The following is a 24,661-nucleotide window of genomic DNA, read 5'->3' as shown; positions in this document are numbered from 1 at the left end:
AAGCTCCGCTAATTTCTGGCATGCTTTTGTTTCTGAAAAAGGTGAACAGCCTTGTTATGTTCTTTGAGGGAGGTAGAAAAATAGTGCGTCCCGTTATTTTTAGACACAAAATAAAGATATTCGACAGCGGCTGGATGAACGGCGGCTTCGAGCGATCGTTTCCCCGGATTGGAAATAGGACCTGCCGGAAGCCCTTTCAGTTTGTAAGTATTGTACGGGGTCTTTGTTAAGAGCATTTTTTTAGTGATTTTTCCCGTATACCCCTTCATTTCATATATGACGGTTGGATCACTTTGAAGCGGAATATTTTTTTTAAGCCTGTTATGAAAAACGGCAGAAACCCAGGCCCTTTCTTCGTCAGAGTTGGTTTCACGTTCAATGATCGAGGCCAGCGTGACGATTTCCTGCTGCGTTAACTTCATCTGCTGGGCCGCTTCCTGGATATCAGGAGTGTATTCCTGAAAAAAAGTCGTTACCATTTTTTTAATGATGTCCTCGGTTTTAATTCTTCGGGGGAAAAAGTAGGTGCTTGGAAAAAGATATCCCTCAAGAGATTCGACGTTCAGGTGAAGGGTATGGATCAATTCCGGATCATGAACCAGCCGGATAAAGTCGTCCCGGTTGCCTAATTTCTTTTCCTCAAGAAGATCCGCAATGTGATAGGAGGTGTACCCTTCAGGAATGGAAACCTCGTACTGAATGATCTTTCCCTTTTTTAACAGATTCAGGATTTCCTGCGGGAGCATTCGCGTGTGAAAATCGTACTCTCCCGGATGGATGTTTTTTTCCGTAAGGGTGAGTTTTCCGAGAATAATAAAATATTCTTTATTTTTAATCAGCCCTTCCCTATGGAGCAGGTCTGCCACGACCCTCATATGGGCGCCATCCGGGATGTCGATTATTTTATGAATTTCCTGATCTTGCGGGGGCAGATACAAATAGAGGAGAACGTGGATGGACAGAAAAAGGAACGCCACGCCGACCAGGAGAAAGAAACTGAAAACACCCTTCTTTTTAAAGGATTTATCCATTAAAAGCGGTCTGAGAATGTTTTTGGATGATCTTTTCAGCCTGCAGGAGAGCTTCTTCTAATTTTTCGGGATTTTTCCCTCCCCCTTGTGCCATCTCCGGTTTTCCCCCTCCTGTCCCTTCGACCACGACAGAAAGCTCCCTGACGATCTCTCCCGCGTGAAATCGGTTGGTTTTAGAGGGTGAAACGGACACGGTTAAATAGACCTTTCCTTCGGCAGAAGACCCTAATATGATCACATCAATCCCGGGAAGATTTTTGTATTCGTCCATCGCCGACCGGAGATCTTTAGGGCTCATGGCTCCCATTTTTTTGATTAAAACGGATGTCCCGTTTACTTTTTTTATTTCTGTTTCTCGGTCATTTTTTGGCGAGATTGATTTTGACTTGAGAGAAGTAATTTCCTTTTCTTTTTCTTTTAAAGAAGAAATAAGTTTAAGGAGTTTTTGCGGGGCTTCAGCTGGTTTTACTTTTAAGTTTTCTGCCATCTGAAGGAATTGTGATTCCTGGGTTTTGATCAATTCGTAAGCGCCTTCTCCCGTGACCGCCTCGATCCGGCGAATTCCAGCCGCGATACTGCTCTCGCTGACGATTTTAAAAACACCGATATCTCCCGTGGCGCGGCAGTGGGTTCCTCCACACAACTCCTGACTGAGGTTCTCGATCTGAATCACTCGCACCTCATCCCCGTACTTATCTCCAAAAAAAGCCAACGCCCCCTCTTTTAATGCTTCTTCAAGACCCATAATTTTGGGATGGACCGGAACATTTTTTCTTACCCGTTCATTCATCAACCTTTCGATTTTATCGAGTTCCTTCCGGGTTAAAGGGAAAAAATGGTTAAAATCAAACCTGAGGCGGGCAGGATCCACATAGGATCCTGCCTGTTTAACATGATCTCCAAGGACTTCCCGCAGCACAGCATGGAGCAAGTGTGTGGCGGTATGGTTCCTTGCGCTATCCTTACGTCGTTTTTCATCCACCTCTAAAACATAGGTACTGTTTTCAATGAGTTCCCCTTGAACGACTTTAACTTTATGGACGATAAGCTCCGGGGCTGGTTTTAAGGCGTCCTGGATTTCGGCCAGTACCGTTTCTCCCGAAACTGTCCCTTGATCGCCAACCTGTCCGCCCCCTTCGCCGTAAAAAGGGGTTTCTTTAAAAACACAGAAAACTTCGTTGCCCTCTCGAGCTCTCTTGACCCTTTCTGTTCCGTTGAGCATGGCGATGAGAGTGCTTTGGCCCTCAAGCGAGTCATATCCTAAAAATTTGGTTTTTCCGTATTCTTTTAAAATCTCCTTGGAGAAGGAAACTAATGCGGAGTCCTCCGTGCCGAACCGGCTGGCGGCTCTGGCGCGTTTTTTTTGGTTTTCCATTTCTAATTCGAAACCTTTGATGTCGAGATTGAATCCCTCTTCGACCGCGATGTCCTCTAATAAATCCAGAGGAAATCCATAGGTATCGTAAAGTTTAAATAACGCCTCCGGCGGGACTGTTTTTTCCCCATCCCGCTTCATTTTTAAAAAAAGCTCCTCAATCAATTTCATTCCGATATTCAGCGTATGAATAAATCGTTCTTCTTCTCCCTGTGTCATTTGGCGGATCCGGGATTGATTGGAATCCAATTCGGGATAAAAGGGTTTCATTTGAATGATCACGGTATCGGTCAATTGAAAAAGGAACGGATCAGACATCCCTAAAAATCTTCCGTGGCGGGCCGCCCTTCGCATGATTCTTCTCAGAACGTAGCCGCGTCCCTCGTTGGAGGGATGGACGCTGTCGGCAATTAAAAAAGTAATCGCACGGATATGGTCGGCAATGACCCGGACCGAAACATCTTTTGACGGGTTTTGGCCGTAGCGTGTTCCCGTGATTTTTTCTATTTCTCCGATGATCGGCTTGAACAAATCGCTGTTGTAATTGCTTTTAACGCCCTGGCAAACGGCGCTGATCCGTTCCAATCCCATACCGGTATCAATGCTTGGTTTTGGAAGGGGGAGAAGCTCTCCCCTGGTATTCCGATTAAACTGCATGAACACCAGATTCCAGATTTCCAGATACCGGTCGCAATCACACCCTAACCCGCAGGTTGATTTTCCGCAGCTGATTTCAGGGCCCTGGTCGAAATAAATTTCCGAACAGGGACCGCACGGTCCGGTGTCTCCCATTTGCCAGAAATTATCCTTTTCTCCCATTTTGACAATCCGGTCCGCCCGGACTTTTTTAGCCCACAAAAACGCCGATTCCTCATCATCTTTAAAAACGGTAATCCAAAGATGTTCGGGGGAAAGACCCATAATCTGCGTTACAAACTCCCATCCATATTCGATCGCATCGGGTTTAAAATAATCCCCGAATGAAAAATTTCCCAACATTTCAAAGAAAGTATGGTGTCTGGCTGTTTTTCCGACATTTTCAAGATCGTTATGTTTTCCGCCCGCCCTCATGCACTTTTGAACAGAAACCGCCCTTTGATAGGCCCTTTTTTCGTCACCCAGGAAGATCTGTTTGAATTGCACCATTCCGGCGTTTGTAAAAAGAAGGGTGGGGTCTCCGGCGGGAATGAGAGGGGAGCTTATGACCCGTGTATGCCCTTTTTGTTCAAAGAATTTACAAAAGGCCTCTCTGATTTCTGCTGAACTGAGCTTTTTTCCGATCACGAAGATCCAAACCGGTCGATTTTAATTTCCGACCCTTTTGTCGTTTCTTTAGGGGACGCCTTTCCGGGACCTGCCGGGATTGCAGGTTCCTTTCCCTGCATGGCGCTCCAGTTGATATCGCTGGAGGTTTGTATGCCTTTGACTTTTAGAGTGAAATCATCCGGATTGGTTGACCACCGAAGGGCCTCTTCAAAGGTAACCAGTTTTTGCTGAAATAAGGAATAAAGGGATTGGTCGAAGGTTTGCATTCCATATTGAGATCCCCCGGCGGCAATGAACTCCGGAATCCTCCTCGTTTTTTCCGAATCGATAATACATTCTTTAATGGTTTGGGTAGCAATCATAATTTCAACAGCCGGAACCCTTCCCTGACCATCGGCTCTTGGGATCAACCTCTGGGAAATAATTCCTTTTAAGATGGAAGCGAGCTGGAGCCTAAGCTGTTTTTGCTGATAAGGAGGAAAAATAGAAAGGATCCGATTGATGGTTTCCGTGGCATCCGTGGTATGCAGGGTGCTCAAAACCAGATGGCCGGTTTCAGCGGCCGTCATGGCGGTGGAGATCGTTTCAAAATCCCTCATTTCTCCCACGAGAATGACATCGGGGTCCTGTCGAAGCGCCCCTCTCAGGGCAGATCCAAAAGATTCAGCGTCGGTTCCGATTTCTCTTTGACTGACCAGACTTTTTCGGTCTCGATGTAAAACCTCAATGGGATCTTCAATGGTGATAATGTTTTCGGGCCGATTCCGATTGATATAATCGATCATAGCCGCAAGAGTGGTTGACTTTCCACTTCCGGTGGTTCCTGTGACTAAAACCAGGCCCCGGGTTTCATTGGCAAGTTTCTCGATGGCAGCCGGGAGGGTCAATTCGTTGATTGAAGCCACCTGGGTTGGAACCACACGAAAAACGAGATTAATGGAGCTTCTCTGCTGGTAAGCATTCACTCTGAACCGGCCCAACCCCGCAGCGCTATAGGCCAGATCCACCTCAAATTTTTCTTTGAACTTTTGTTTTTGGGTGTTATTCATGATTCCCAACGCGAGTGACACCGCGTCCTCAGGGGTTATCTTGGGAAATTTGTCCATCGGGGTCAAGTGACCATTCACCCGGACAATAGGATGGCTTGCCACCTTTAAGTGAAGGTCGGAGGCTTTAAGTGCCAATGCCGCTTTTAATAATTCATCGATATTCATTTTGCTCCTACCCTTAGAGATTTAAATAAATTTCTCCGTAACTTTCAATGGGTTAGAAAAATTTAATTTTTCTCTATAAGAAATAGTTTAGCTTAAAAACGCTTTTTCGACAAGTTGACCTGGTCTGTTTTTAAGGCCTTTCCAGGGTTTAAACTTCAACAAATTTAAAAGGGCGATATTTAACCTGCTTTAACGCTACTCTTGGGCTCATTCGCCAAAACTTTAACCGTTACCGGTTTCTTTATTTCAACCTCAATTTTTTTAGGTTCGGTTTTCTGGTTCGCCGGGTTAAGTTTTGCCTTTATCTGCTTTTCTGCTTCTGCCGCGAGTGAAGGATTATTTTTTAAAAATTCCTTGGCATTATCCCTTCCCTGACCAATCCGCTCGCCCTGGAATGAATACCATGCGCCGCTTTTTTCGATCACCCCTTTTTCAACGCCTATATCGATAATTTCGCCCAACTTAGAGATTCCCTCGTTAAACATGACATCGAATTCAGCCTGTTTAAAGGGAGGGGCTACCTTATTTTTAACCACTTTAACCCGAACCCGGTTGCCGAAGACCTCGTTTCCATCTTTCAAGGTTTCAATTTTTCGGATATCGAGGCGAATGGACGCATAGAATTTCAAGGCATTTCCCCCCGTGGTGGTTTCCGGGTTTCCGAACATCACTCCGATTTTCATTCTCATCTGGTTGATAAAAATGACCGTCGTCATCGATTTGCTGATTGCGGAGGTGAGTTTTCTTAACGCTTGAGACATCAACCTGGCCTGCAACCCCATATGGGAATCCCCCATTTCCCCCTCTAATTCCGCTCGTGGAACCAGCGCCGCAACGGAATCGATGACAATTAAATCAATAGCGCCGCTCCGAACCAGGGTCTCGGCAATTTCCAGCGCCTGTTCCCCGGTATCGGGTTGTGAAATCAGGAGATCATCGGTTTTGACTCCCAGTTTTTTTGCATAACTGATATCCAGGGCATGTTCGGCATCGATAAACGCGGCTGCCCCTCCTGTTTTCTGAATTTCTGCAATCGCATGAAGGGTTAACGTTGTTTTACCCGAAGATTCCGGCCCAAAAATTTCAATGACTCTCCCCCGGGGGAACCCCCCGACACCCAGGGCGACATCGAGTCCTAAAGACCCGCTTGAAATGGCGGGGACTTCAGCGGCTGCTTCCTGGGTTCCGAGCCGCATGATGGACCCTTTTCCAAATTGTTTTTCAATTTGACTTACTGCCAGTTCAATAGCTTTTTGTTTGTTGCTGTCTTTTTCAATCATGAGATTTCTCCTTAAAGAGTGTTAGAGTAAGAAACGTGCTAATTGAGAATAAATAGGGACTTCCCTGTTCAAATGACTTTCGAAAAAAATGAGCTCGCTGGCTATGTGTTCATTAGTCGTAACCTTAGCATATTCAACGCATTGGAGGAAGCGAGCCATTTAAAAGTTTCCCGGTCAACGATATACCGCGCCTCTTCCCAAAAGAGACCTTTTTGATCAGAAAGCCCAAAATAGACAAGGCCAACCGGTTTTTTGGGGGTTCCTCCACCGGGCCCCGCGATTCCTGTTACGGCGACGCCAATATCGCTCCGGGTAGTTTTTCGAATCCCCTCGGCCATGGCTAAAGCAACTTTGGGACTGACAGCCCCGTACTTTTTAATTAAGAGAGGGGAGACCCCCAACTGTTTGATTTTGGCAATGTTACTGTACGTAATGGCCGAGTTGTTAAAATAGGCTGAACTTCCCGCGATATTGGTCATCCGGTGGCCGATGAGTCCTCCTGTACACGATTCGGCCACCGAAAGAGTTTTTTTCCTCATTTTCAATTGTTGCCCGACCACTTCCTCCAGGGTTTGATCATCTTCACCATAGATTAGGTTCTTTAATCTATTTTTGATTTCTTTATCCATCTCTTTTCGTTTTTTATCGAGGGCTTGTTTGGTTTTTTCTTTCATCATCAAAGAGATTTCAACGCCGGTTCCTTTCGCCAATAATCCGAATATCACGTTCCTGGTTATCATTAAATCTTTCAAGGATTCGTTGATAGACGATTCGGGAAGACCAAAAGTCTTGTATTTTTTAAAAAAGAGGTTTTCTTGTCGGCCCCCGGTTTTAAAAATAAAGGGAAAAACTGTCGCGGCGATCATTTGGCGCATTTCGGCAGGAACGCCGGGCAAACTGACTAAAACCGTTTCTTTTTCCGTGACAATAAATCCGGGTGCGATCCCGTGTTTGTTTGGAATAATGAAACTTTTTCCCGGGAACCACGCCTGTCGCTCATGAATTTTTAAGAAACCTCGTCTTCTGTTTACGAACTTTTTCTTAATTTCCCCTAAAATCTTTTTATTTAATATTAAAGGCCTTCCAAAAGCATCCGCCACAGCCGGCCGGGTGACGTCGTCTTCGGTGGGTCCTAATCCGCCGGTTAAAAAGATCCATTTTGACCTTTTTTGAGCCGTTTGAATGCTCTGGACGATATCTGATTCTAAATCGCCGACGACTGTTTTAAACCGCACCAGAATGCCTAAAGAAAACAAAACTTTGGAGATAAAAGAGGAATTCGATTCCGTCGCGTCAGGAAGCAGGAGTTCGCTCCCAATGGCAATGATTTCTGCACTATGATTAGTTCTCATTGTGATTAGGCGGGATTGTAGCACTGGCACAGAAGAGAGTCAAAATTCTTTTCCTCTTTGAGTTAGGAGTGGTGTTCGGATTCCAGGAATCTTTCCGCGTCTATGGCCGCCATGCACCCTGTTCCAGCGGCGGTAACCGCTTGTTTATAAACGAAGTCCTGAATGTCTCCGGCCGCAAAAACGCCTGGAACGCTGGTTTTCGTTCCCTGATGGGTCATAATGTATCCGGTTTCGTTAAGTTCAATCTGCCCTTTGAATAAGGAAGAGTTAGGTTCATGTCCAATGGCGATAAAGACCCCGTCACAGGGTTCTTCTTTAACCGTATGGGTCTTGAGGTCTTTAAGTAAAACGCCGGTGACTTTGCCCGTTTCTTCTCCGAGGATTTTCTCAATCTCGCTGTTCCAAATAAACGAGATTTTAGGATTTTTCTCCGCTCTAGCCTGCATGATTTTTGAAGCCCGCAAGGTTTCCCGCCGGTGAATGACTTTCACCTCTTTGGCAAATTTTGTTAAAAAGGTAGCCTCTTCCATTGCCGTGTCGCCCCCTCCGATCACCAGCACTTTCTTTTCCTTGAAGAAAAAGCCGTCGCAGGTCGCACAGGCGGAAACCCCATGCCCCATGAGCGCTTTTTCCGAGGGAAGGTTGAGGAGTTTAGCTGAAGCGCCGCAGGCAATAATTAAGGTTTCTGTCAAAAGGGTTTCTTCATCCAGAAAGATTTTAAAAGGCCGGTGGGAAAGGTCAACCTTGCCGACATTTCCCCGGATAAACCGGGTTCCAAACCTTTCGGCCTGTTTTTTCATTTCAATCATCAGGTCGGGGCCCATGATCCCGGCGGCAAACCCTGGGTAGTTTTCGACTTCCGTGGTAATCGTAAGCTGGCCTCCCGGCTGAACGCCTTCGATTAAAACCGGCTTCAAATTGGCCCTGGCGCTGTAAATGGCTGCCGTCAGACCGGCCGGACCTGAGCCTATAATTAAAACATTTTCTATCTCCCGCATTAAAAGCTCCCCATCAAAAAAGAGTAATCATTGAAAAAACAATGTAACATTAAAAGCCATTTTAAATCAATTCAGTTTCCTCTTTACCAGCAGTAGTCTTTTTTAATCTTGCTCTAATGTTAATTGAAAAAAAACGAGGGACAGTCTATACTTTTCAAATCACCAAACAACAGTTCTTTAGTGAAGTTTATTAATGGCGAACTCGTCAAAACCAGTCTCTTTTCAAATCGGCGACATCGTGGATACCCCCCGGGGTGTCGGGAGCGTCGCCGAAATCAAGGGATCCCTTTGTTCAATCATGGTTCCGTCGGGGCATCAATTTGTTTATCATGCCGAGGATATCAAAAAGATTTTTGAGGATGTTCATCATTTACAGTGGGCTCTTGGCCTGTTTCATATCGGCGACGTCGTGGAAACCCCGGAGGGAAGCGGTACCGTATGGAATATTTATCATGAGGGCCAGTTTTATTTTGTCTTTGTGAGGTTTCATTCCGGTTTGTGTGTGAAGTATGCTCAACATGAAGTCAGGTTAATCCAGGAATAGAGGGGGTCGACTTTTTCTATGGTTCATTTAGACAAAATATTAATTGCAACCGATTTTTCAGTCTCTTCCGAGGAGGCCTTCGAATATGCCCTTTATTTGGCTTTACTCCAGCGAGGCAAACTTTACATCCTTCATGTCCTTACCCGGGATTTTTCTCCTGTCTGCATGATTCCCGCACTCGAAGTTGGCCCTGTTCCTGAACTGGAAATCCCCGTTTCTCCAAGAGAGGATGAATACGAAGCCGAGATTAAGCAGAAGATGTTTGAACTTGTTCAGCGTGCCAGAAAAGAGGGACTCATCGTGGAAGATCTGCTTGTAAACGGGAAGCCTTTTCATGAAATTATTCGTATTTCCCGGGAGAGAGCGGTTGGTTTAATTATTCTGGGAAGTCATGAAAAATCGGAACTTGAATCGAGATTGCTTGGGAGCACCGTTGAGAAAGTCACTCGTAAAGCATCCTGTCCGGTTTTAATTGTTAGACGGTTTCCGTCCGAAACCGGAGCGGGTCTTATGGAGAAAAACGGATGATAAACAAACGAAAAAGTCCCAGGTTGGTTTTGTCGGGGTGGGTCGAAATTGTTCGAGACTCCCGGGAAAAGGTTGAAGTGTCAGGTGTTAATATTGCTTCTGGAGGAATCGGGGTTTACAGCCCAACGAAGCTGGAAGCTGATGAAGAGGTGACCCTGACCCTCCATTTCATCGATTATCAGGTTGGTAAAGTCCCCGAAAGCCTCCGGGCGTCTGTCAAATGGGTGAAGCCGATTGGACATTATTACGAAATCGGACTTAAATTTAATTCTCTCGATCCCGATCATCAGGCCCTTCTCATATCCTATATGGAGTCAAGAAAAAAAGAACTGATAGATGAGTAGCCGGCTTAGCCGGTGCGAAGGGAGGGGTGAGGGGGCATCGGAGGCTCAGAGCTTGCTTTGGAAGCGATTTCACAGCGGACATATGGTTTTAATCATCTCTACCCGCACGGGCCCCTGAATAAAATAAGATGAGTGAAAGAAATGAAAGATACCAATTGTTTATTGTTTCAGACTCGACGGGGGATACAGCCGAACGGGCGGCTTTGGCGGTTTTATCGCAATTTAAAAACAACCATCAAATCGAAATCACCAAATTTAGAAATATTAAAACCGAAATTCAAGTCAGAGAGATGGTCCAAAAAGCCTCTCTGAATCACGCTTTTATTGTTTATACCTTTGTGTCGGAGGCTTTAAGAAAACAACTAGACCATGAAGCCGCTCAAGCCAGTATTCCCGTGGTCGATTTAATCGGCCCGCTTCTCCGACAACTGGAAAATTATCTTCATAAACTCCCGTCAGCGGAGCCTGGATTAATCCACCGGGTCGACCAGCAATACCTTAAAAGAATGGATGCCATTCAATTTGCCGTGAAACACGACGACGGACAATCTTTGCATACTTTAGGTTACGCTGATATTCTATTGGTTGGTCTTTCACGGTCAGGGAAAACGCCGTTGAGCATGTATTTGGCGCAATACGGCTGGAAGGTGGCAAATATCCCTTTGATCTTAAATATCCCTCCGCCTCATCAGCTTTTCAGGGTTAATCAAGAAAAAGTGGTTGGTTTAATGACAGATTTTGACATTTTAATTAAAGTGAGGCAGGCTCGTCTCAAGAACTTAAAACAGCCCTCCTCTTTCAATTATGCTGATCCTTCCTATATTTCGAAAGAACTCAATTACTGCAATGATGTGTATAAGCAAAATCAAAAATGGAAACGGGTTTTTGTGGCGGGACGGGCTGTTGAGGAAGTTGCGGCGGATATTCTTTCTCTATTGGGTTTGCGGAAATAAAAGACAACCGGAATTGTTTAATCATTTTAATTATTAATGGAGAGTTGTTGGAGCGGGTCTTTTTCGTTGGTTACCGGTTTCGGATCAATTTCCATGGTCAGGATGTTCGATTTTCCGACAGCCAGAAAATTGAACTTTTCCGCCGAATTACCAATCATAGGGTTTTTAATGTTCACAAAAAAACCGGACTGTTTCAGGATGCCTTCTAGCGGATAATCTGTTTCTTCAAAAGAACAAAAGATCAAACCTCTAATGGTTTCGTCCCGCTTCAATTGAATGGAAACTCGAAAAAAAGTTCCTTTTGTGGGAAAAGGTTGTTTAATATATTCTTTTTCGATGGTTTGAATATAAGAAATATTCTTTTTGTTCACGAGTAGAATCGATCGGGGGTTGACGGCCTCGGTAGAGTGCGGCTCAAGGAGCTTTAAAAAGTCCTGTTTTCCATTGAGGAAATCTGAAAAACGGTTAAAACGGGGAGGAAGTTCAACAACGCCGATACATCTACTTTCACCAATTTTTAGTCTTACCCTTACTTCCCGCATCATAAGGTGTACTAAAGCAAAAACGAGACCAGAAGTGGTTTTCTCTAAATACTTGTTTTTAATGGAAAAAATAAAAAAATTTTTTTAACGAATGGGCAATTTTTGTCAGGTGTGGCCAAAAATTTCCCATCACTGAATATTCTGTCTGGTTTCCCAGTTGATGCCCGGAAAGGATGAAATTCACTCATGGTCAATAAAGAAGACGAACCGGAAGGTCTTGCTCTTTATTCCTGCGGTTATTGCGGGGAGACCAATGAAATTTTAATTGAGACATCAATCGGCAAAAATTATGAGGTCGTCGAAGATTGTTTTATCTGTTGCAGGCCTAATATCAGAACAGAGTTAGAAAGCTGTCATTGCGAACAAAGTGAAGCAATCTCAAGACTTTACGATAAGATTGCCACGCACCCTTCGGTGCTCGCAATGACATGATTAATAAGTGGGTGCGAAGTCTATCGCTGGTCTTGGGATAGACGTTTTCCTTGACTTTTTTGGGTAAATCTTCAACAATTAAAAATTAACTTAATATATTTATCGAATGAACGTGGAAAGATCCAGGAAAGAAACCTCTTTTCTATGGGTCATTAAAACTGAAAGGAATATGAGTGGGTATTTTTAAAACGAATTGGTGGGTGATGGTAATGGGTTTTGTTTTAACTCTTCAGTTTTCTTCGTTTGTACGGGCAGAAGATGGAAAGGGAAGAGAGATTCTTGAGCAGACCAACAAAATTTACGGAGGAAAAGATCAGCAGTCGAAGTTGACTTTTCTGATAAAGGAAGCCGGGGGTGAGGAGCGTAAACTCGTCATGAGAAGGGCCTGGAAAAACTACAATGGAGAAAAAGGGCTCGACTCTAAGGTTATGATTTTTCAGGAATATCCTCCCGAGACCAACGGCTCAAGTTTTATGGGGTGGTTTTACCGGCCCGGTTCGGGGAAAAAAAATGACGCCTGGTTGTACATTCCTCTTTTGAAAAAAATCGAACAACTTCCGGATACAAGTAATCGTGATGAGTCTTTTCAAGATTCCGATATAAAACCCTCTGATATGATGGTGAGAGCCATTGAGTTGGATAATCACCAATTTTTACGGGAAGAAACCATTTCCAACAAGGTCTATTTGGTGATTGAATCGACCCCAAAACAGAAAGATCCAAATTATCCTTACAGCAAGGTTCAAAGCTGGATTTCAAAGGATCAAAACTTAAAGGAAAAACTCGATTATTACGATTTAGACGGCAACCTGTTCAAACGCCAGCTCATTTCATGGAAAAAAGTTAAAAACGCTTTTGTATGGGAAAAAGTAGTGACTTCCAATATGATAAACCATAATGTGACCACGTTGAATATTTCGGATATTAAAGTCGATACCGGATTAGGTGACTCCTATTTTTCGGAAAGAACTATGAAAATGGCCTCCAAAAAATAAATTGGCAATAAAACCTCAGATTTCTTTGAAATAGAAATTCTACGATGACGCGGAAAACAGGGTTACAAAAAAAATTGGTTTTTTCAATTCTTGGAATCGGGTTCTTATCGGGAATTCTTGTCTTGTCTTTTGTTTATCTTATCGGCAAGAGGAGTTTAAAAGAATCCATCGGACTTAATTTCAAAAAATTAGCCGAAGCCACGAGTGATAATATCGATACCCTGATTAACAGCCACCTTGAAGAAGCGGGCTTAATGGCTTCGTCAAATACCATTCTTTCTGCCGTTGAGGAGTCGAATCAATTCTATGAAGGTACGACGGATCAGGAAATCAAAAAACGGATCGAAGAAATAGAACAACGGTGGATCAATGCCTCTGGATTCGACGCTTATTTGATGGAAGTTCAAAATAATAAAGCCACATTTTACTTTAATTCGTTTTTAAATCATGAAAAAGAAAAGGGAATTCACCCTCTCTTATTGGTGACAAATATTCAAGGAGCGCTGGTTGCTGCCAATAAAAGCCCCTCTCATTATTCTTTTGCCAATGAACCGTGGCGGAAAAAAACATTTAACGAGGGAAAGGGAAAGACCTACATCAGCAACATAGAGTGGAATCCTGAACTTGGCATTCAAACTTTTTCGATGGGCACCCCTATCTTAAAAAATGGAAAAGCCATCGGGGTCTTTTATATGGTCCATGACGCCCATCGGTTTTTTCATTCGATGTCCCTCGCAAAAGTGGGAAAAAGCGACCACGCCCTTATTCTTGATTCGAAAGGAAGAGTTATTTTTGACCCCCTGCAATTCACTCCCCCGCAACAAACGCTATCTCCGTTGCTTTCGAAAGAGGTGTTAACAGGAACCTCAGGCTGGATTTCTTCAAAGCATGATCTTTTTTTTAACGGACAAGATTCGGTCAATGGATTTTCTCCAGTGAAATCGACAATGACGGCGCTTTCGGGGGATTTTGGCGGCGCGCAATGGACAGTTTTTACCAGCCAGGACCCCCAAGAAACGTATGCGCCGATTTACACCCTTTTGATCTGGATAGGCGGTATCGGATTGGTAGGGGCCGGCGTGATCACAGTCTTTGGCCTTTTGATATCACGCGGGATTGTTCGCCCTATTTCTCAACTCATTGAAGGCACCGAATTAATTGGCGGAGGGAACCTCAACCATCATATTAAGATCACGACGGGAGACGAAATAGAAGATCTTGCCAAGCATTTCAATGATATGACTTTAAAATTAAAAATATTTTATTTTAAGCTGGAAGAGGAGGTCCGGGCGCGGACCAAGGAGTTGGAATACCAAAAAAACGAATTATCGGCCCTTTATTCTATGGTGACCGTATTAAACCAATCCCGCGAACTCAAGGAAATTTTGGAGAGCTCGTTAAGCAAGGTCGTCGAGCTGACCGGAGCTTCTTCTGGCGTGATCTGGTTGATGGACGAGAAGACAAGCCGGTATACCATTAAGTCGTCGCACCAGCTTGTTCTAAAACCAAACCAATTAGAAAGCCTGATCAAGGTTTTGGATTCCATCGGTTCAAAAGTGATTTTGGAAGGGACTTCCTGGATTTCAGAAAACGTAACCGTTCAGGAGGATATCGCTCAGATCGCTTATCGTGATATTGATTTTATTTCTGTGTATGCCTTCCCCCTGTCTTCCAAACAAAAAGTACTGGGGGTTTTGTTTATTCTTTACAAAACGATAAGAGGGCTCTCTTCGAATGAGATCAAGATGCTAGAGTCCGTGGGAAATCAAATGGGCATTGCCATTGAGCATGCCCTGTTGTTTTCAAAAATCAAAAGCCTGTCGACCATTCCTCTTCCTAAAGAATAAAACGTTCAAATTGGCTTGAATTAAGGTTGTTTACGACGAATTTTTAGTATAAAATAAAAGCAAGTTTTTAAGACCCATCATTGATACGGATAACGGAGATTGAAAAATTGAGCATGCTTCGTGGTAAAAAAGCTATTATTTTTGGCGTGGCCAATGAAAGAAGTATCGCGTGGGGGATCGCTCAGGCTTTGCATCGTGAAGGCGCCGAGCTGGCGTTTACGTTTGTAGGTGACGCAATTGAAAAGAGGGTGAGGCCTTTGGCCGAAAGTCTGGGTTCGAAAATAGTGATCCCCTGTGATGTTTCAAGCGACCAGCAGATTGCCTCTGTTTTTCATCAGTTAGGGAATCATTGGGATTCGCTGGATATCGTGGCTCATTCGGTGGCCTTTGCCAAGAAAGAAGAGTTAAAAGGTTCCTTTATGGAAACCTCCCGCGAGGGTTTCCGGCTGGCCCTTGATATTAGCGCCTATTCTCTTGTGGCCATTGCCCGGGAGGCCGTTCCGATGATGAAGTCTGGCAGCGGGGGCAGTATCATTACAATGAGTTATTTTGGAGCAGAGAAGGTGATCCCCCATTATAACGTGATGGGAGTTGCCAAAGCAGCTCTTGAGGCCTCCGTTCGCGCCCTTGCGGTTGATCTGGGACCTAAAAAGATTCGCGTTAATATTATTTCACCAGGGCCAATTAAAACGTTAGCCGCCTCGGGCATATCTGATTTTAAGGTCATAGGGCATCACGTCGAGTCAAAGGCTCCTCTTGGAAGAATTGTTTCAATTGAGGAGGTTGGAAATACGGCTCTTTTCCTCTGCAGTTCCCTGGCCTCCGGGGTCACCGGAGAGGTTTTGCATGTGGATGGGGGTTACAACATCATCGGCATGTAATTTCCGCAATCTGCTGAAAATATCTCATCTGCTGCGTTCCCGCCTTTCGGTTTCCTTCAACCTATCTGACTACGTACGCCTGTGTCGTTCTCAAGCCTGCGGTTTGCGACCCACCTCCAAAAGTCCTATATTGGAAGTCCCGTCCGGGGCATTTGAGACATTTTGACCAGCTTTTATTTTCCCTTTTTAACAACTTGTTTAACAGCAAATGTCTGATTCCGGTTTATAATAATCCCCGCCGACCTCGCTTGTTTTTACCGGTTTTTTCAGGACGAGATAATCAAACCATTTTCGGAAAGAGTCCAAAAGAATAATGACCGCCAGCCCGGCAATCAAAAGAATGAAAGAGGCGTTGAGATAAAAAGAAAACGCTTCGGAAGGGTTGGTCGAAACAGCCGCTTTATGTAAAAACGTTTGAACAAGAAAGGCGCAGGCGGTAAACGTGCTGGCCGCCATAAAGGCCATCGGAAGGGCGGTTACCCAGAGATATTTTTCTTTTTTCATTACGATTAAAATCGTCGTCCCGACACAGAGAGCCAGCATTCCGAAAAGCTGGTTGGCCGCGCCGAACATCGGCCAGATGGTGCTGATACTCCCCGTTGAAATCAGATAAGCCCAGAGAAAAACAACCACAAACGTGGTGACCCATGTTCCGGGCGCCCACCCGATATTCTTAAAGGGGGGGTAAACTTTTCCGAACATTTCCTGAAAGAGAAATCTCCCCACCCGGGTCCCCGCGTCGATCGTGGTTAAAATAAAAAGAGCTTCAAACAAGAGGGCAAATTGATACCAGTAAGCCATCAGGTTTTTAAACCCTGGGATCGACGAAAAAATGGTGGCCATCCCCACGGCCAGAGAAACCGCTCCTCCGGGGCGTCCCGCCACGTCTACCTGAACCAGTTCAGAAAGGTGGCCGATCTCTCCGGGGGCAAAGCCGAGTTGAGCAATGGCATCGATGCTTAATTTGGTATTGATGGCAAAATAGTCTCCCGGGATTAAAATTCCGGCTGCGATAACCGCCATCACGCCGACAAATCCTTCCATGAGCATCGTGCCGTAGCCGATCAACCGGGCATCGCTCTCTTTATCGATCATTTTCGGCGTAGTTCCGGTTGCGACGAGTGCATGAAAGCCCGAAATAGCCCCGCAGGCAATCGTAATAAACATAAAGGGAAAGAGGGTCCCGGGAATAATCGGCCCCCCGCCATGAATAAACGAAGTGACCGGAGGCATTTTAATCTCCGGAGCCAGAATCAGGACGCCGATGGCGAGCAATAGAATGACTCCGATTTTCATAAAGGTCGAGAGGTAGTCCCGGGGGGTTAAAAGGATCCAGACCGGAAGGGCCGCCGCCGCAAACCCGTAAATGGCCAGTCCATAAATCAGCGTCTGGCGTTCCAGGTTAAAATAACCGGCATAGGGGGAGTTTAAGATCGCATGCCCTCCAATGACTGAAAAAATCAGGAGGAGAACGCCGATGACGGTGATCTCTTTCACCCTTCCGGGGCGGAGGAGTTTCATATAGACCCCCATGAACAGGCCGATCGGGACGGTTAGAAAAAGAGTGAGCGCTCCCCAGGGGTTATGATAAAGGGCGTTAACCACGGCAAGGCCCATTCCGGCCATGGCAATAATGACGATCAGCAAAACGGCAATGCCGGCGGCAATGCCGGTCACCGGGCCGACCTCATCCGCGGCGATCTGAGGGAAAGACCGTCCGTTCCGCCGGATTGACCCGACCAGGGTAACAAAATCATGAACCCCTCCCGCAACCACGGCTCCGACCAGAATCCATAAAAACCCGGGCAAAAAACCAAACTGGGAGGCGAGGATTGGACCCAGTAACGGTCCGGCCCCGACGACGGCGGCAAAATGATGGCCGAACAGAACATATTTTGGCGTGGGATAATAATTTTTGCCGTCATTGAGGCGGTGGGCCGGGGTGATCCTTTGATCGTCCAGCCCGGCGACCTGTTTGCTTAAAAAAAGCCCGTAAAACCGGTACGCAAGGGTAAATAGACAGGCGGCCGCGACGACCAGCCAGAGGGCGTTGACCTTTTCATCGGGAAAAATCAGGCCGGTGACGACCGCCAGGGCGAAAGCGCCGAGTAACGATAGGATAGCCCATAGGACCGTGGAAAGAATTTTCATTTAAGCGGTGTGTTCTGGCCGACGTTTGTCAATCAAATAAAGGGCAATTCCAAGCGCCACGACGACCAGCGCGTTGACCCCCAGGTCAAAGAGGTAATGTTGGAAAACCTTTTCATCCGTTATTTCCATGATTGAGATTTCAGCCCCGGCAGTTAGAATTTTTCGCGTGGCGGCGATAATTCCGATAAAGAGAAAGGGTTCCAAAAGAATGTCCTTGCTTTTCAAATAATTGATAATGGTCCGCAGGATCTCCATAATAATAAGAACCAGAAGGAGATTGTTAATCAGGATTAAAGTCGCATGAAGGAATCCCTTTTGAACCTGGTCAATAAAAACAAACCAGCTGTAGCCGAAGGCCCCGACACCTATGATTAAAAAGGAAATCCCCGTAATCAGATAGATGACCTTATCGAACTTTTCCATAAGGGCTGCTGCGCTGTTGCCTATGTCATTTCCAGTTGATTTTTTTAAAGTCATCATTTCCTTTTTAAACTTTCAGAACCTCTTTTGATTTAAACTCAATCAATCGTTTATCGGACGTTTCGGCACCAACAGGCTATTTTTTTTGGAGAAATACCTAGAAGATAGGCCGTCATCAGCCCCCGGTTTTTTAAGGTCGTCCAGATGATTCCTTCCTGTTTCCACCGGCGGGGAGACGTAAAGACCTTTTCCTTTAAAAGGGCGATCTTTCCCTCTTTCTTCATTTTTTTTGCGAGTTCAACATCTTCCATGATGGGGATATCCGGAAATCCGCCGATTTTTTGGAAAGTCGATTTCGTAATAAAAATGCCCTGGTCCCCGTAGGGTATTTTTGTGATCCGCGTACGGAGGTTGGCAAACAGGACAATCGTCCGTAAAAAAAAGTTTCCGGAATCGACGCCCAATTGAAAGGCGCCTCCCACGGCGGGTATTCCAATGACGGCCGGAGCCATTTTTCCTAAACCGCCATGGGTGATTTGGGAGTCGGCATGGAGGAACAACAAAATCTCTCCTTCCGCATTTCGAGCCCCTTCGTTCATCTGGCTGGCTCTTCCCGGAGGGGAGGTTAAGACCTTCTTGGTAAATTCTTTCGCAACGGCAACGGTATCATCCGTGCTTCCTCCGTCAACGATGATTATTTCAATGTCCATTCCTTTTTTTAATCTTTTCAGGGTTTCTTTTAATATTTTCCCTTCATTAAGAGTTGGGATGATAACAGAAATCTTCAATTTAAAATCCTGAACGTTCAGAAGGGATCAGATGCAAGGCGGAACGAATCCTTGCCCCGGAGCGTACAATGTTAGTACGTGAGGATGCGAGGATGAAGTGACAACGCAACAGATGACCCCTTATCAACGTTTCAAGGTCAACGGTTTCGGGTGATGACATAGTCTGCAATAACCACCAAAGCGTTTTTATGTGTGGAAGGTAAAAATGATGAGAGATTTTGCTTGGCTTTTTCACTAAAACATCCGGCCTGATTGAGGGCATACTCTATAGAGTGGTACTCTCCGAAAAGCTCCTGGATAAATTCCAATTCTTTTTCAGTCAACTGATCCTGGCCGAACATTTCCTCGATCCTCTTTTTATCTTTTGGGGTGCAGCGCGAAATTAAATGCAGGAGAGGCAAGGTAATTTTGCCCTCTTTAAAATCCTGTCCCAGCGTTTTGCCTAAAAGCTTTTTTTCCGCGGTATAATCCAGAGTGTCATCGGCCATTTGGTAAGCGATCCCCAGGTTCAAGCCAAAACGGGACAACGCCTCAAGGTCGTTTTCGCCTGCACCGGCGATCAACCCGCCCAATCTGCACGCCAGAGAAATCAATGAGGCGGTCTTAAACTCAATGATATTTAGATAATCTTTTTCTTTCATGGAAAAATCACTGGTATGAATAAGTTGGAGAATTTCCCCCTCACTCAGGGTTTGGCAGGTCTTGGACAGAAGAGAATTGATCTCGTTTTTCTTTAAGCCTACGGCTTCAATAAACGCCCTTGAAAAAAGGTAATCTCCGACTAAAATACTTGCCTGATTTCCCCAGACCATCCGGGCGGCTTTTTTCCCCCTCCGGAGGCTGGCTTCATCGACGACATCATCGTGGAGGAGGGTGGCGGTATGGATAAATTCTATAACGCTTGCCAGGGTGATATGATCAATTCCCTTATAATTGAATAAACGGGAGATAATAATCAATAAAAGGGGGCGGAACCTTTTCCCGCCGCTTTTTAAGATATAGGAAAAGACATCATTGATTAAGTTGATTTCTGAAGAAAGAGATTCCTGAATCTTATGTTCTACGGAATGTATATCTTCTTGATAAATCAGCATAACTTCTTCCATAGTCATGGGAGAAGATTGCAAATCGATGGGATTACTTTTTGTGTTCATAAGGTTAAATTTGTGCTCATAAGGTTGAAATCGATACTAGGATAGTGGGGTTTTTTTGTCAAGGAGATTTAAGGGGCGTTTAAAAGGGTATTTCATACTTCGTGGGGTAAAATGGGCCTGATTTCGCCTGGTTTCAGGGTGCCAAGAACTAATTTTCCGATCTTAATCCGCACCAGGTTTTCCACCTGATAGTTTAAATGTTCAAACATTTTTCTGATTTGCCGGTTTTTACCTTCCGCTAAGGTTATCTCTATCCAGCAAGTTTTTGAATTTTCTCTGATTTTTTCTACTTTCGCCGGAAGGTAGATCAGCTCAGGGGAGAGGCTTAATCCTTTTCGAAGTTTTTGTAACTCTTCTTCCTTAACATTTTTGTTTAATTTGACGTGATAAGTCTTGGAGATTTTTTCGGCGGGGGAAGCCATCTGATTTCCCCAGTCGGTGTCATTGGTTAATAACAGGAGCCCGGAGGTCTCCCTGTCAAGCCTTCCGACGGGAAAAATCCAAGGGAGATCCGGGTTTAAAAGGTCATAAATGGTTTTTCTCCCTTTTTCATCGCTCCGGGTGGTTATGACCCCTTTGGGCTTGTGCATCATATAATAAACTTTTTGAAGTTTTTTGACAGGCTGATCGTTTACCAGAAGATTTTGAATGGGAATTTCCACTTTAAATTCAGGATCTCGTATGGTTTTTTGCCCGATCTTGATCTGACCGGCTTTAATCAGATCACGAGCGATGGTACGGGAGGCAACTCCCATTTTAGAAAGGGCTCGTAAAAGCGTTATTTTTTTAGATTTGTTCCTTAAATTCCAGCGTACCATTCATACCCCTGATCTTCCCAGTAACCTCCGCGTCCCCTCTCCCACATGATCGAGACGGTCTGACACCTCAATTTTCATGATGATTCAGCCATTTTATAGCCCAATTGTCTTTCCCACTCTTAAACAAATGGGCGCCCCATTGGCAAAGGGAAGGGGGGTTTGTCATTTAATTCATAGGCGAGAAAAATAGGATACTGAACTGTAATCTAAAAAGAAACAAAAAAGGGCCTTTTGTCTGTTCCCGGCAGAAGGAAGAGAAACGGATCAATCCCAGAACGAATGGGGAAATGGCATCTTCAAACAAGATATTTAGTATTGATTAACCGTGTTAGTTTTGTTAAAAGAAGCTGCTCATAAAAGTGTTTTTCTCCTAATCGGATACTCGAAAAAATATGAATGAGATAATGGTTGAATGCACAAATTATTAAATTTGCTACAATTTAAACAGGCTTCGGAATCTTTTCTTTTTATCTTTCCGAAAAAAACAAAAAGTTAAATTAATTTTGAGACGATACATGAGAAAAATATTACTGATAATTATCATTGGGACATTTCTTTTATTTGCAATTGCGAGTTGGATTATTCTTCGACCCGGATCTTTTCCAATGGCGCTTGAACGGGGACCCGTCTCTCAAACAGGTAATCTTTACTTTGGCCCCTATCCAACTGATGACGAATTTACCAAGCTTAAAAAAATAGGGATAAAACGAATTGTAAGTTTGTTGGATGAAAGAATTCCTTATGAGCATATCTTATTAAATAGAGAGAAGGAACTTGCCGAGAAATTTCATATGGAATTTAATAATTTTCCGATGGCTTCATTGTTTGATCAGCATCTCTTTTCAGATTATCAATTTCAGGCAAAGGAGGCTGTGGACACCCTCCTTCAATATTCAACCGAAATGATTTATATCCATTGCTATCTAGGGAAACATCGCACTCAATTTATCCGTAACGAACTATCTACGCGCAAAGGCCTGGTTATAGAACCCCTTTTGCCCCTTTCTGATGAGGATATTCTTAAATATAAGGCCGCCGAAAAACAAATTCACTGAATCAAGCAATTTTCCCTAGAGTAGAAATCCCTGCCTAAAAATAAGTGCTATACTTTCTTAATTACAATTTGTTCAATTTTTTTGGCCAGTTTAGTATTTGTTCTGATTTTTCTTGCATTATTCCGAAGGTATATCAGAAAACTCTATTTTAAAAAACTTGATGGACTGCGGAGGCAGTATCGAGTATTGATTAATCGATATTTAGAAGAGAATAATCCTTTTAATTATGCGATCCTGCAAAAACCGCATTATTCAATGGAATGGTCAGCCATTGAAGAACTATTAATCAATAAAAAGCGAACGTTTCCTGATTTGACCCAGCAAGAACTCTACATCATTTCAAGAAAATTAGGATATACAGAATTTTATTTAGCTCAACTGAAAGACGGGGCTGGATTGAAAAAAGCGTTTGCAGCTGAGCAACTTGGGAGAATGGGTGCCGTTGAAGCGGTGCCTTTTTTAATTAAAGCTCTGTATGACAAAAATCTGAATGTTAGAATAGGGGCCTGCAGGGCCTTGGCGCACATAAATAATCTAGACTGTACGCATGCGCTCATTGAAAAATTAATACAAGCGTTGGATCACTCAAATGATCTTTCACTTCGCATTTTAATTCCTGCCATTTTAAGAAAAGGGTCTGCGATCGAAGAGACTCTTTTGACAAAGTTCGACCACTCTTCAGGGGCTGTGAGGTCGATTTTTACCCAGCTACTTGTGGAAACAGCTCATCCCGGGTTGCTTTCCTTTTTTATTAAGGCGGCACTGGACTCTGAACCAGAGGTGCGTGCTAAAGCAATAAGAGGATTGAGTAAGATTCACTCCGACCATAGTGTTTCCACAATTATAGGGTTGATATCCGATCCTTTATGGTTTGTTCGTTTGCAAGCGGTTAAAGCGATTGGAGAGTTAAAACATCCCCGTTTTTATCCTATTATTTGGAGAGGTTTAACCGATTTTAACTGGCAAGTTCGGACAGAAGCAGGAAAAAGTTTAATGAAAATAAGTGTTGAGGCGTTGCATTTGGTATCCAATTCTGAGATGTGGCCTCAAGACCGTTTTGCGAAAGAGCAGATTTTTGAGGAATTGCAACGATCGGGTTATATTGTTTCACAAATTAAATTTTTGGAAAGTGAGTCTCAGGAAGAGAAAAAAAAGGCTCTTCGATTTTTGGAAATGGCAATGGACTTCGGAGTGATCAGTATTTTAATTGATTCTGCCTTGCATCATCCTAATTTCCAAGTGAGATTGACATTACTAAAACTTCTTTCAAAAAAGAATGATCCAAGAGTAAAAGAATTTTTGAAAAAAATAGTCAAACACGAATCAGTTTTTGAAGTTTACGAAGAGGCAAAGCGTTTGCTAAAAAATAGAAATAGGGCATAAGTCAAATGATCTTATCACTCATCATTTTTTGGTTTAATGTATTTATCCTGGGTTATTTTATTCTATTGGATGGTTTTTATTCATTTTTAATGGGAATATCTATTTTTTCAACCTTACGACACCTGGGTCGGTTAAGATTAGGCAGAGATGACGAAATGTTTAAGGATTCAACCGTTCCTCCGGTGTCGGTCCTAGTTCCTGCGTTCAATGAAGAAAATGTGATTGTCCAAAATATACATGGTTTATTGTCCCTCAATTACCCCCATTATGAAATTATTATTATTAACGATGGTTCAACGGATCATACCCTTTCAAAAATCATAAAGGCTTTTCATCTTAAACCCATTGATCTCATTTACAGGCCTATTATTCCAACAAACTCCGTTAAAAGCTTTTACATCAATCCAAAGTTCCCTAAGCTGATATTGGTGGATAAAACAAAGGGGGGTAAAGCAGACTCATTAAATGTTGGAATTAATCTTGCCCGCAGTCCTTATTTTTGTTCAATTGATGCCGATACCCTTTTAGAAAAAAGTGCCCTTTTAAGATTGGTGAGGCCAATTTTAGAACATCCGACTACCACCATAGCCTCCGGAGGAATTGTCAGAATTGTCAATGGGTGTGAGGTAAAACATGGGGCTGTGACCAAAGTTTTACTTTCTAAAAATATTCTTCCAAGACTTCAGGTGATTGAATATTTAAGAAGTTTTTTATTTGGGCGTACGGGGATGAGCTTTTTATCTTCATTGATGATTATTTCTGGCACTTTTTCTCTTTTTCATAAAAAAAGTGTACAGGATGTCGGAGGATATAATCGTGATACTGTCTCCGAAGATATGGAAATTGTTGTCCATCTTCACCGTGATTTTAAAAAAAGGAAAATGCCGTATAGAATTGTATTTGTTTCTGATCCTGTGTGCTGGACTGAGGCGCCGTCAACCCTTTCAATGTTAGCGAAACAGAGAAGAAGGTGGCATAAAGGCCTAGCCGAAAGTTTAAGTCTACATTTCAAAATGATGTTTAATCCCAAGTACGGCGCAATTGGACTCATCGGCATGGGTGTGAGACAAATTTATGGGTAAATATTGACTTTCCTTTTTTTTTTGGCTTAATATCTGATTTTTATATAACAATCAGATAAGGAGGTCCCATGGAAAAATCTCTGGAAGAGCTCGAAGCCCAAAGACAAGGCCTCTATCGCCGGATCGAGGCGCTTGGAGATTTCCGGACTGGTATGATCTCGGTCAACTACCGCAAGGGCGGCAAGAAGAACTGCGCCTGTTACCAAAAAGAGCATCCCGGCCACGGCC

The 24,661-nt window shown here is 43.9% G+C and carries 24 protein-coding genes; 12 read left to right on the top strand and 12 right to left on the bottom strand.

The window, feature by feature from the left end:
- Positions 1–8 precede the first annotated feature (8 nt).
- The 6 genes from mltG to trxB all read right to left on the bottom strand — a co-directional run bounded on the left by mltG (position 9) and on the right by trxB (position 8,516).
- Positions 9–1,031 (bottom strand): endolytic transglycosylase MltG, encoded by a 1,023-nt coding sequence (mltG, locus tag HYR79_00900; GenBank protein MBI1820246.1) that lies wholly within the window; start codon positions 1,029–1,031, stop codon positions 9–11.
- The gene (alaS, locus tag HYR79_00895; protein ID MBI1820245.1) at positions 1,024–3,687 is read right to left on the bottom strand and encodes an alanine--tRNA ligase; all 2,664 of its coding nucleotides are present in this window, start codon (positions 3,685–3,687) and stop codon (positions 1,024–1,026) included. The genes mltG and alaS overlap by 8 nt, the downstream gene beginning before the upstream one ends.
- Positions 3,687–4,886 (bottom strand): type IV pilus twitching motility protein PilT, encoded by a 1,200-nt coding sequence (locus HYR79_00890; protein ID MBI1820244.1) that lies wholly within the window; start codon positions 4,884–4,886, stop codon positions 3,687–3,689. The genes alaS and HYR79_00890 overlap by 1 nt, the downstream gene beginning before the upstream one ends.
- A 179-nt stretch (positions 4,887–5,065) precedes the next feature.
- Positions 5,066–6,166 carry a recombinase RecA gene (recA, locus tag HYR79_00885; GenBank protein MBI1820243.1) on the bottom strand — a complete coding sequence of 367 codons (1,101 nt, stop codon included), beginning with the start codon at positions 6,164–6,166 and terminating at the stop codon, positions 5,066–5,068.
- Between the two features lie 101 nt (positions 6,167–6,267).
- The gene (locus HYR79_00880; GenBank protein ID MBI1820242.1) at positions 6,268–7,518 is read right to left on the bottom strand and encodes a competence/damage-inducible protein A; all 1,251 of its coding nucleotides are present in this window, start codon (positions 7,516–7,518) and stop codon (positions 6,268–6,270) included.
- Between the two features lie 62 nt (positions 7,519–7,580).
- Positions 7,581–8,516, bottom strand: coding sequence for a thioredoxin-disulfide reductase (gene trxB / locus HYR79_00875; GenBank protein ID MBI1820241.1), 936 nt, complete (start codon positions 8,514–8,516; stop codon positions 7,581–7,583).
- Between the two features lie 193 nt (positions 8,517–8,709).
- On the opposite strand from trxB, the gene HYR79_00870 reads away from it, so the two are divergent.
- The 4 genes from HYR79_00870 (at position 8,710) to HYR79_00855 (ending at position 10,885) form a co-directional block, all read left to right on the top strand.
- Positions 8,710–9,060 (top strand): hypothetical protein, encoded by a 351-nt coding sequence (locus HYR79_00870; protein ID MBI1820240.1) that lies wholly within the window; start codon positions 8,710–8,712, stop codon positions 9,058–9,060.
- A gap of 18 nt (positions 9,061–9,078) precedes the next feature.
- Positions 9,079–9,588, top strand: coding sequence for a universal stress protein (locus HYR79_00865; GenBank protein ID MBI1820239.1), 510 nt, complete (start codon positions 9,079–9,081; stop codon positions 9,586–9,588).
- Positions 9,585–9,932, top strand: coding sequence for a PilZ domain-containing protein (locus HYR79_00860; GenBank protein ID MBI1820238.1), 348 nt, complete (start codon positions 9,585–9,587; stop codon positions 9,930–9,932). The genes HYR79_00865 and HYR79_00860 overlap by 4 nt, the downstream gene beginning before the upstream one ends.
- Positions 9,933–10,060: 128 nt before the next feature.
- The gene (locus HYR79_00855) at positions 10,061–10,885 is read left to right on the top strand and encodes a kinase/pyrophosphorylase (protein ID MBI1820237.1); all 825 of its coding nucleotides are present in this window, start codon (positions 10,061–10,063) and stop codon (positions 10,883–10,885) included.
- Positions 10,886–10,911: 26 nt separating this feature from the next.
- Here the strand turns inward: HYR79_00855 and HYR79_00850 are convergent, their stop codons facing one another.
- Positions 10,912–11,430: a hypothetical protein gene (locus HYR79_00850; protein MBI1820236.1), complete on the bottom strand. Its 519-nt coding sequence runs from the start codon at positions 11,428–11,430 to the stop codon at positions 10,912–10,914.
- 183 nt (positions 11,431–11,613) lie between these two features.
- Between HYR79_00850 and HYR79_00845 the strand changes: the two genes are divergently transcribed.
- The 4 genes from HYR79_00845 (at position 11,614) to HYR79_00830 (ending at position 15,582) form a co-directional block, all read left to right on the top strand.
- Positions 11,614–11,859, top strand: coding sequence for a CPXCG motif-containing cysteine-rich protein (locus HYR79_00845; protein MBI1820235.1), 246 nt, complete (start codon positions 11,614–11,616; stop codon positions 11,857–11,859).
- A 173-nt stretch (positions 11,860–12,032) separates the two neighbouring features.
- On the top strand, positions 12,033–12,854 hold the full coding sequence (locus HYR79_00840) for an outer membrane lipoprotein-sorting protein (GenBank protein ID MBI1820234.1): 822 nt from the start codon (positions 12,033–12,035) through the stop codon (positions 12,852–12,854).
- A gap of 44 nt (positions 12,855–12,898) precedes the next feature.
- Positions 12,899–14,701 carry a GAF domain-containing protein gene (locus HYR79_00835; protein MBI1820233.1) on the top strand — a complete coding sequence of 601 codons (1,803 nt, stop codon included), beginning with the start codon at positions 12,899–12,901 and terminating at the stop codon, positions 14,699–14,701.
- A 107-nt stretch (positions 14,702–14,808) separates the two neighbouring features.
- Entirely contained in the window at positions 14,809–15,582 is a 774-nt protein-coding gene (locus HYR79_00830) for an enoyl-ACP reductase (protein MBI1820232.1), read from the top strand.
- Between the two features lie 198 nt (positions 15,583–15,780).
- On the opposite strand, the gene HYR79_00825 is transcribed toward HYR79_00830, so the two are convergent.
- The 5 genes from HYR79_00825 to HYR79_00805 all read right to left on the bottom strand — a co-directional run bounded on the left by HYR79_00825 (position 15,781) and on the right by HYR79_00805 (position 20,913).
- Positions 15,781–17,733, bottom strand: coding sequence for a carbon starvation protein A (locus HYR79_00825; GenBank protein MBI1820231.1), 1,953 nt, complete (start codon positions 17,731–17,733; stop codon positions 15,781–15,783).
- The gene (locus HYR79_00820) at positions 17,734–18,156 is read right to left on the bottom strand and encodes a phosphate-starvation-inducible PsiE family protein (protein MBI1820230.1); all 423 of its coding nucleotides are present in this window, start codon (positions 18,154–18,156) and stop codon (positions 17,734–17,736) included.
- 107 nt (positions 18,157–18,263) lie between these two features.
- A complete protein-coding gene (locus HYR79_00815; protein ID MBI1820229.1) occupies positions 18,264–18,941 on the bottom strand; it encodes a TIGR04283 family arsenosugar biosynthesis glycosyltransferase in 678 nt (225 codons plus the stop codon).
- A 137-nt stretch (positions 18,942–19,078) separates the two neighbouring features.
- Entirely contained in the window at positions 19,079–20,035 is a 957-nt protein-coding gene (locus tag HYR79_00810; protein ID MBI1820228.1) for a polyprenyl synthetase family protein, read from the bottom strand.
- 152 nt (positions 20,036–20,187) lie between these two features.
- Positions 20,188–20,913 (bottom strand): rRNA pseudouridine synthase, encoded by a 726-nt coding sequence (locus HYR79_00805; protein MBI1820227.1) that lies wholly within the window; start codon positions 20,911–20,913, stop codon positions 20,188–20,190.
- Between the two features lie 605 nt (positions 20,914–21,518).
- Here HYR79_00805 and HYR79_00800 point away from each other — a divergent pair.
- The 4 genes from HYR79_00800 to HYR79_00785 form a co-directional block, all read left to right on the top strand.
- Positions 21,519–21,968, top strand: a complete 450-nt coding sequence (locus tag HYR79_00800) for a hypothetical protein (GenBank protein ID MBI1820226.1) — start codon at positions 21,519–21,521, stop codon at positions 21,966–21,968.
- 186 nt (positions 21,969–22,154) lie between these two features.
- On the top strand, positions 22,155–23,351 hold the full coding sequence (locus HYR79_00795) for a HEAT repeat domain-containing protein (protein ID MBI1820225.1): 1,197 nt from the start codon (positions 22,155–22,157) through the stop codon (positions 23,349–23,351).
- A 5-nt stretch (positions 23,352–23,356) separates the two neighbouring features.
- On the top strand, positions 23,357–24,433 hold the full coding sequence (locus HYR79_00790) for a glycosyltransferase family 2 protein (protein ID MBI1820224.1): 1,077 nt from the start codon (positions 23,357–23,359) through the stop codon (positions 24,431–24,433).
- 68 nt (positions 24,434–24,501) lie between these two features.
- Positions 24,502–24,661 (top strand): hypothetical protein (locus tag HYR79_00785; protein MBI1820223.1); only part of this gene is annotated, 160 nt, incomplete at its 3' end.

The organism is Nitrospirota bacterium, from assembly GCA_016178585.1.
Classification (GTDB): Bacteria; Nitrospirota; Nitrospiria; order JACQBW01; family JACQBW01; genus JACOTA01.
The sequence above is the reverse complement of the archived record's forward strand: the minus strand, read 5'-3'. Positions and strand labels throughout refer to the sequence as shown.

Bases quoted from the DNA above. Each gene is read 5' to 3' on its own strand.
- mltG (MBI1820246.1), bottom strand. From the start codon at position 1,031: ATGGATAAATCCTTTAAAAAGAAGGGTGTTTTCAGTTTCTTTCTCCTG.
- HYR79_00890 (MBI1820244.1), bottom strand. From the start codon at position 4,886: ATGAATATCGATGAATTATTAAAAGCGGCATTGGCACTTAAAGCCTCC.
- recA (MBI1820243.1), bottom strand. From the start codon at position 6,166: ATGATTGAAAAAGACAGCAACAAACAAAAAGCTATTGAACTGGCAGTA.
- HYR79_00880 (MBI1820242.1), bottom strand. From the start codon at position 7,518: ATGAGAACTAATCATAGTGCAGAAATCATTGCCATTGGGAGCGAACTC.
- trxB (MBI1820241.1), bottom strand. From the start codon at position 8,516: ATGCGGGAGATAGAAAATGTTTTAATTATAGGCTCAGGTCCGGCCGGT.
- HYR79_00870 (MBI1820240.1), top strand. From the start codon at position 8,710: ATGGCGAACTCGTCAAAACCAGTCTCTTTTCAAATCGGCGACATCGTG.
- HYR79_00865 (MBI1820239.1), top strand. From the start codon at position 9,079: ATGGTTCATTTAGACAAAATATTAATTGCAACCGATTTTTCAGTCTCT.
- HYR79_00860 (MBI1820238.1), top strand. From the start codon at position 9,585: ATGATAAACAAACGAAAAAGTCCCAGGTTGGTTTTGTCGGGGTGGGTC.
- HYR79_00855 (MBI1820237.1), top strand. From the start codon at position 10,061: ATGAGTGAAAGAAATGAAAGATACCAATTGTTTATTGTTTCAGACTCG.
- HYR79_00850 (MBI1820236.1), bottom strand. From the start codon at position 11,430: ATGATGCGGGAAGTAAGGGTAAGACTAAAAATTGGTGAAAGTAGATGT.
- HYR79_00845 (MBI1820235.1), top strand. From the start codon at position 11,614: ATGGTCAATAAAGAAGACGAACCGGAAGGTCTTGCTCTTTATTCCTGC.
- HYR79_00835 (MBI1820233.1), top strand. From the start codon at position 12,899: ATGACGCGGAAAACAGGGTTACAAAAAAAATTGGTTTTTTCAATTCTT.
- HYR79_00825 (MBI1820231.1), bottom strand. From the start codon at position 17,733: ATGAAAATTCTTTCCACGGTCCTATGGGCTATCCTATCGTTACTCGGC.
- HYR79_00820 (MBI1820230.1), bottom strand. From the start codon at position 18,156: ATGGAAAAGTTCGATAAGGTCATCTATCTGATTACGGGGATTTCCTTT.
- HYR79_00810 (MBI1820228.1), bottom strand. From the start codon at position 20,035: ATGCTGATTTATCAAGAAGATATACATTCCGTAGAACATAAGATTCAG.
- HYR79_00805 (MBI1820227.1), bottom strand. From the start codon at position 20,913: ATGGTACGCTGGAATTTAAGGAACAAATCTAAAAAAATAACGCTTTTA.
- HYR79_00800 (MBI1820226.1), top strand. From the start codon at position 21,519: ATGGCGCTTGAACGGGGACCCGTCTCTCAAACAGGTAATCTTTACTTT.
- HYR79_00790 (MBI1820224.1), top strand. From the start codon at position 23,357: ATGATCTTATCACTCATCATTTTTTGGTTTAATGTATTTATCCTGGGT.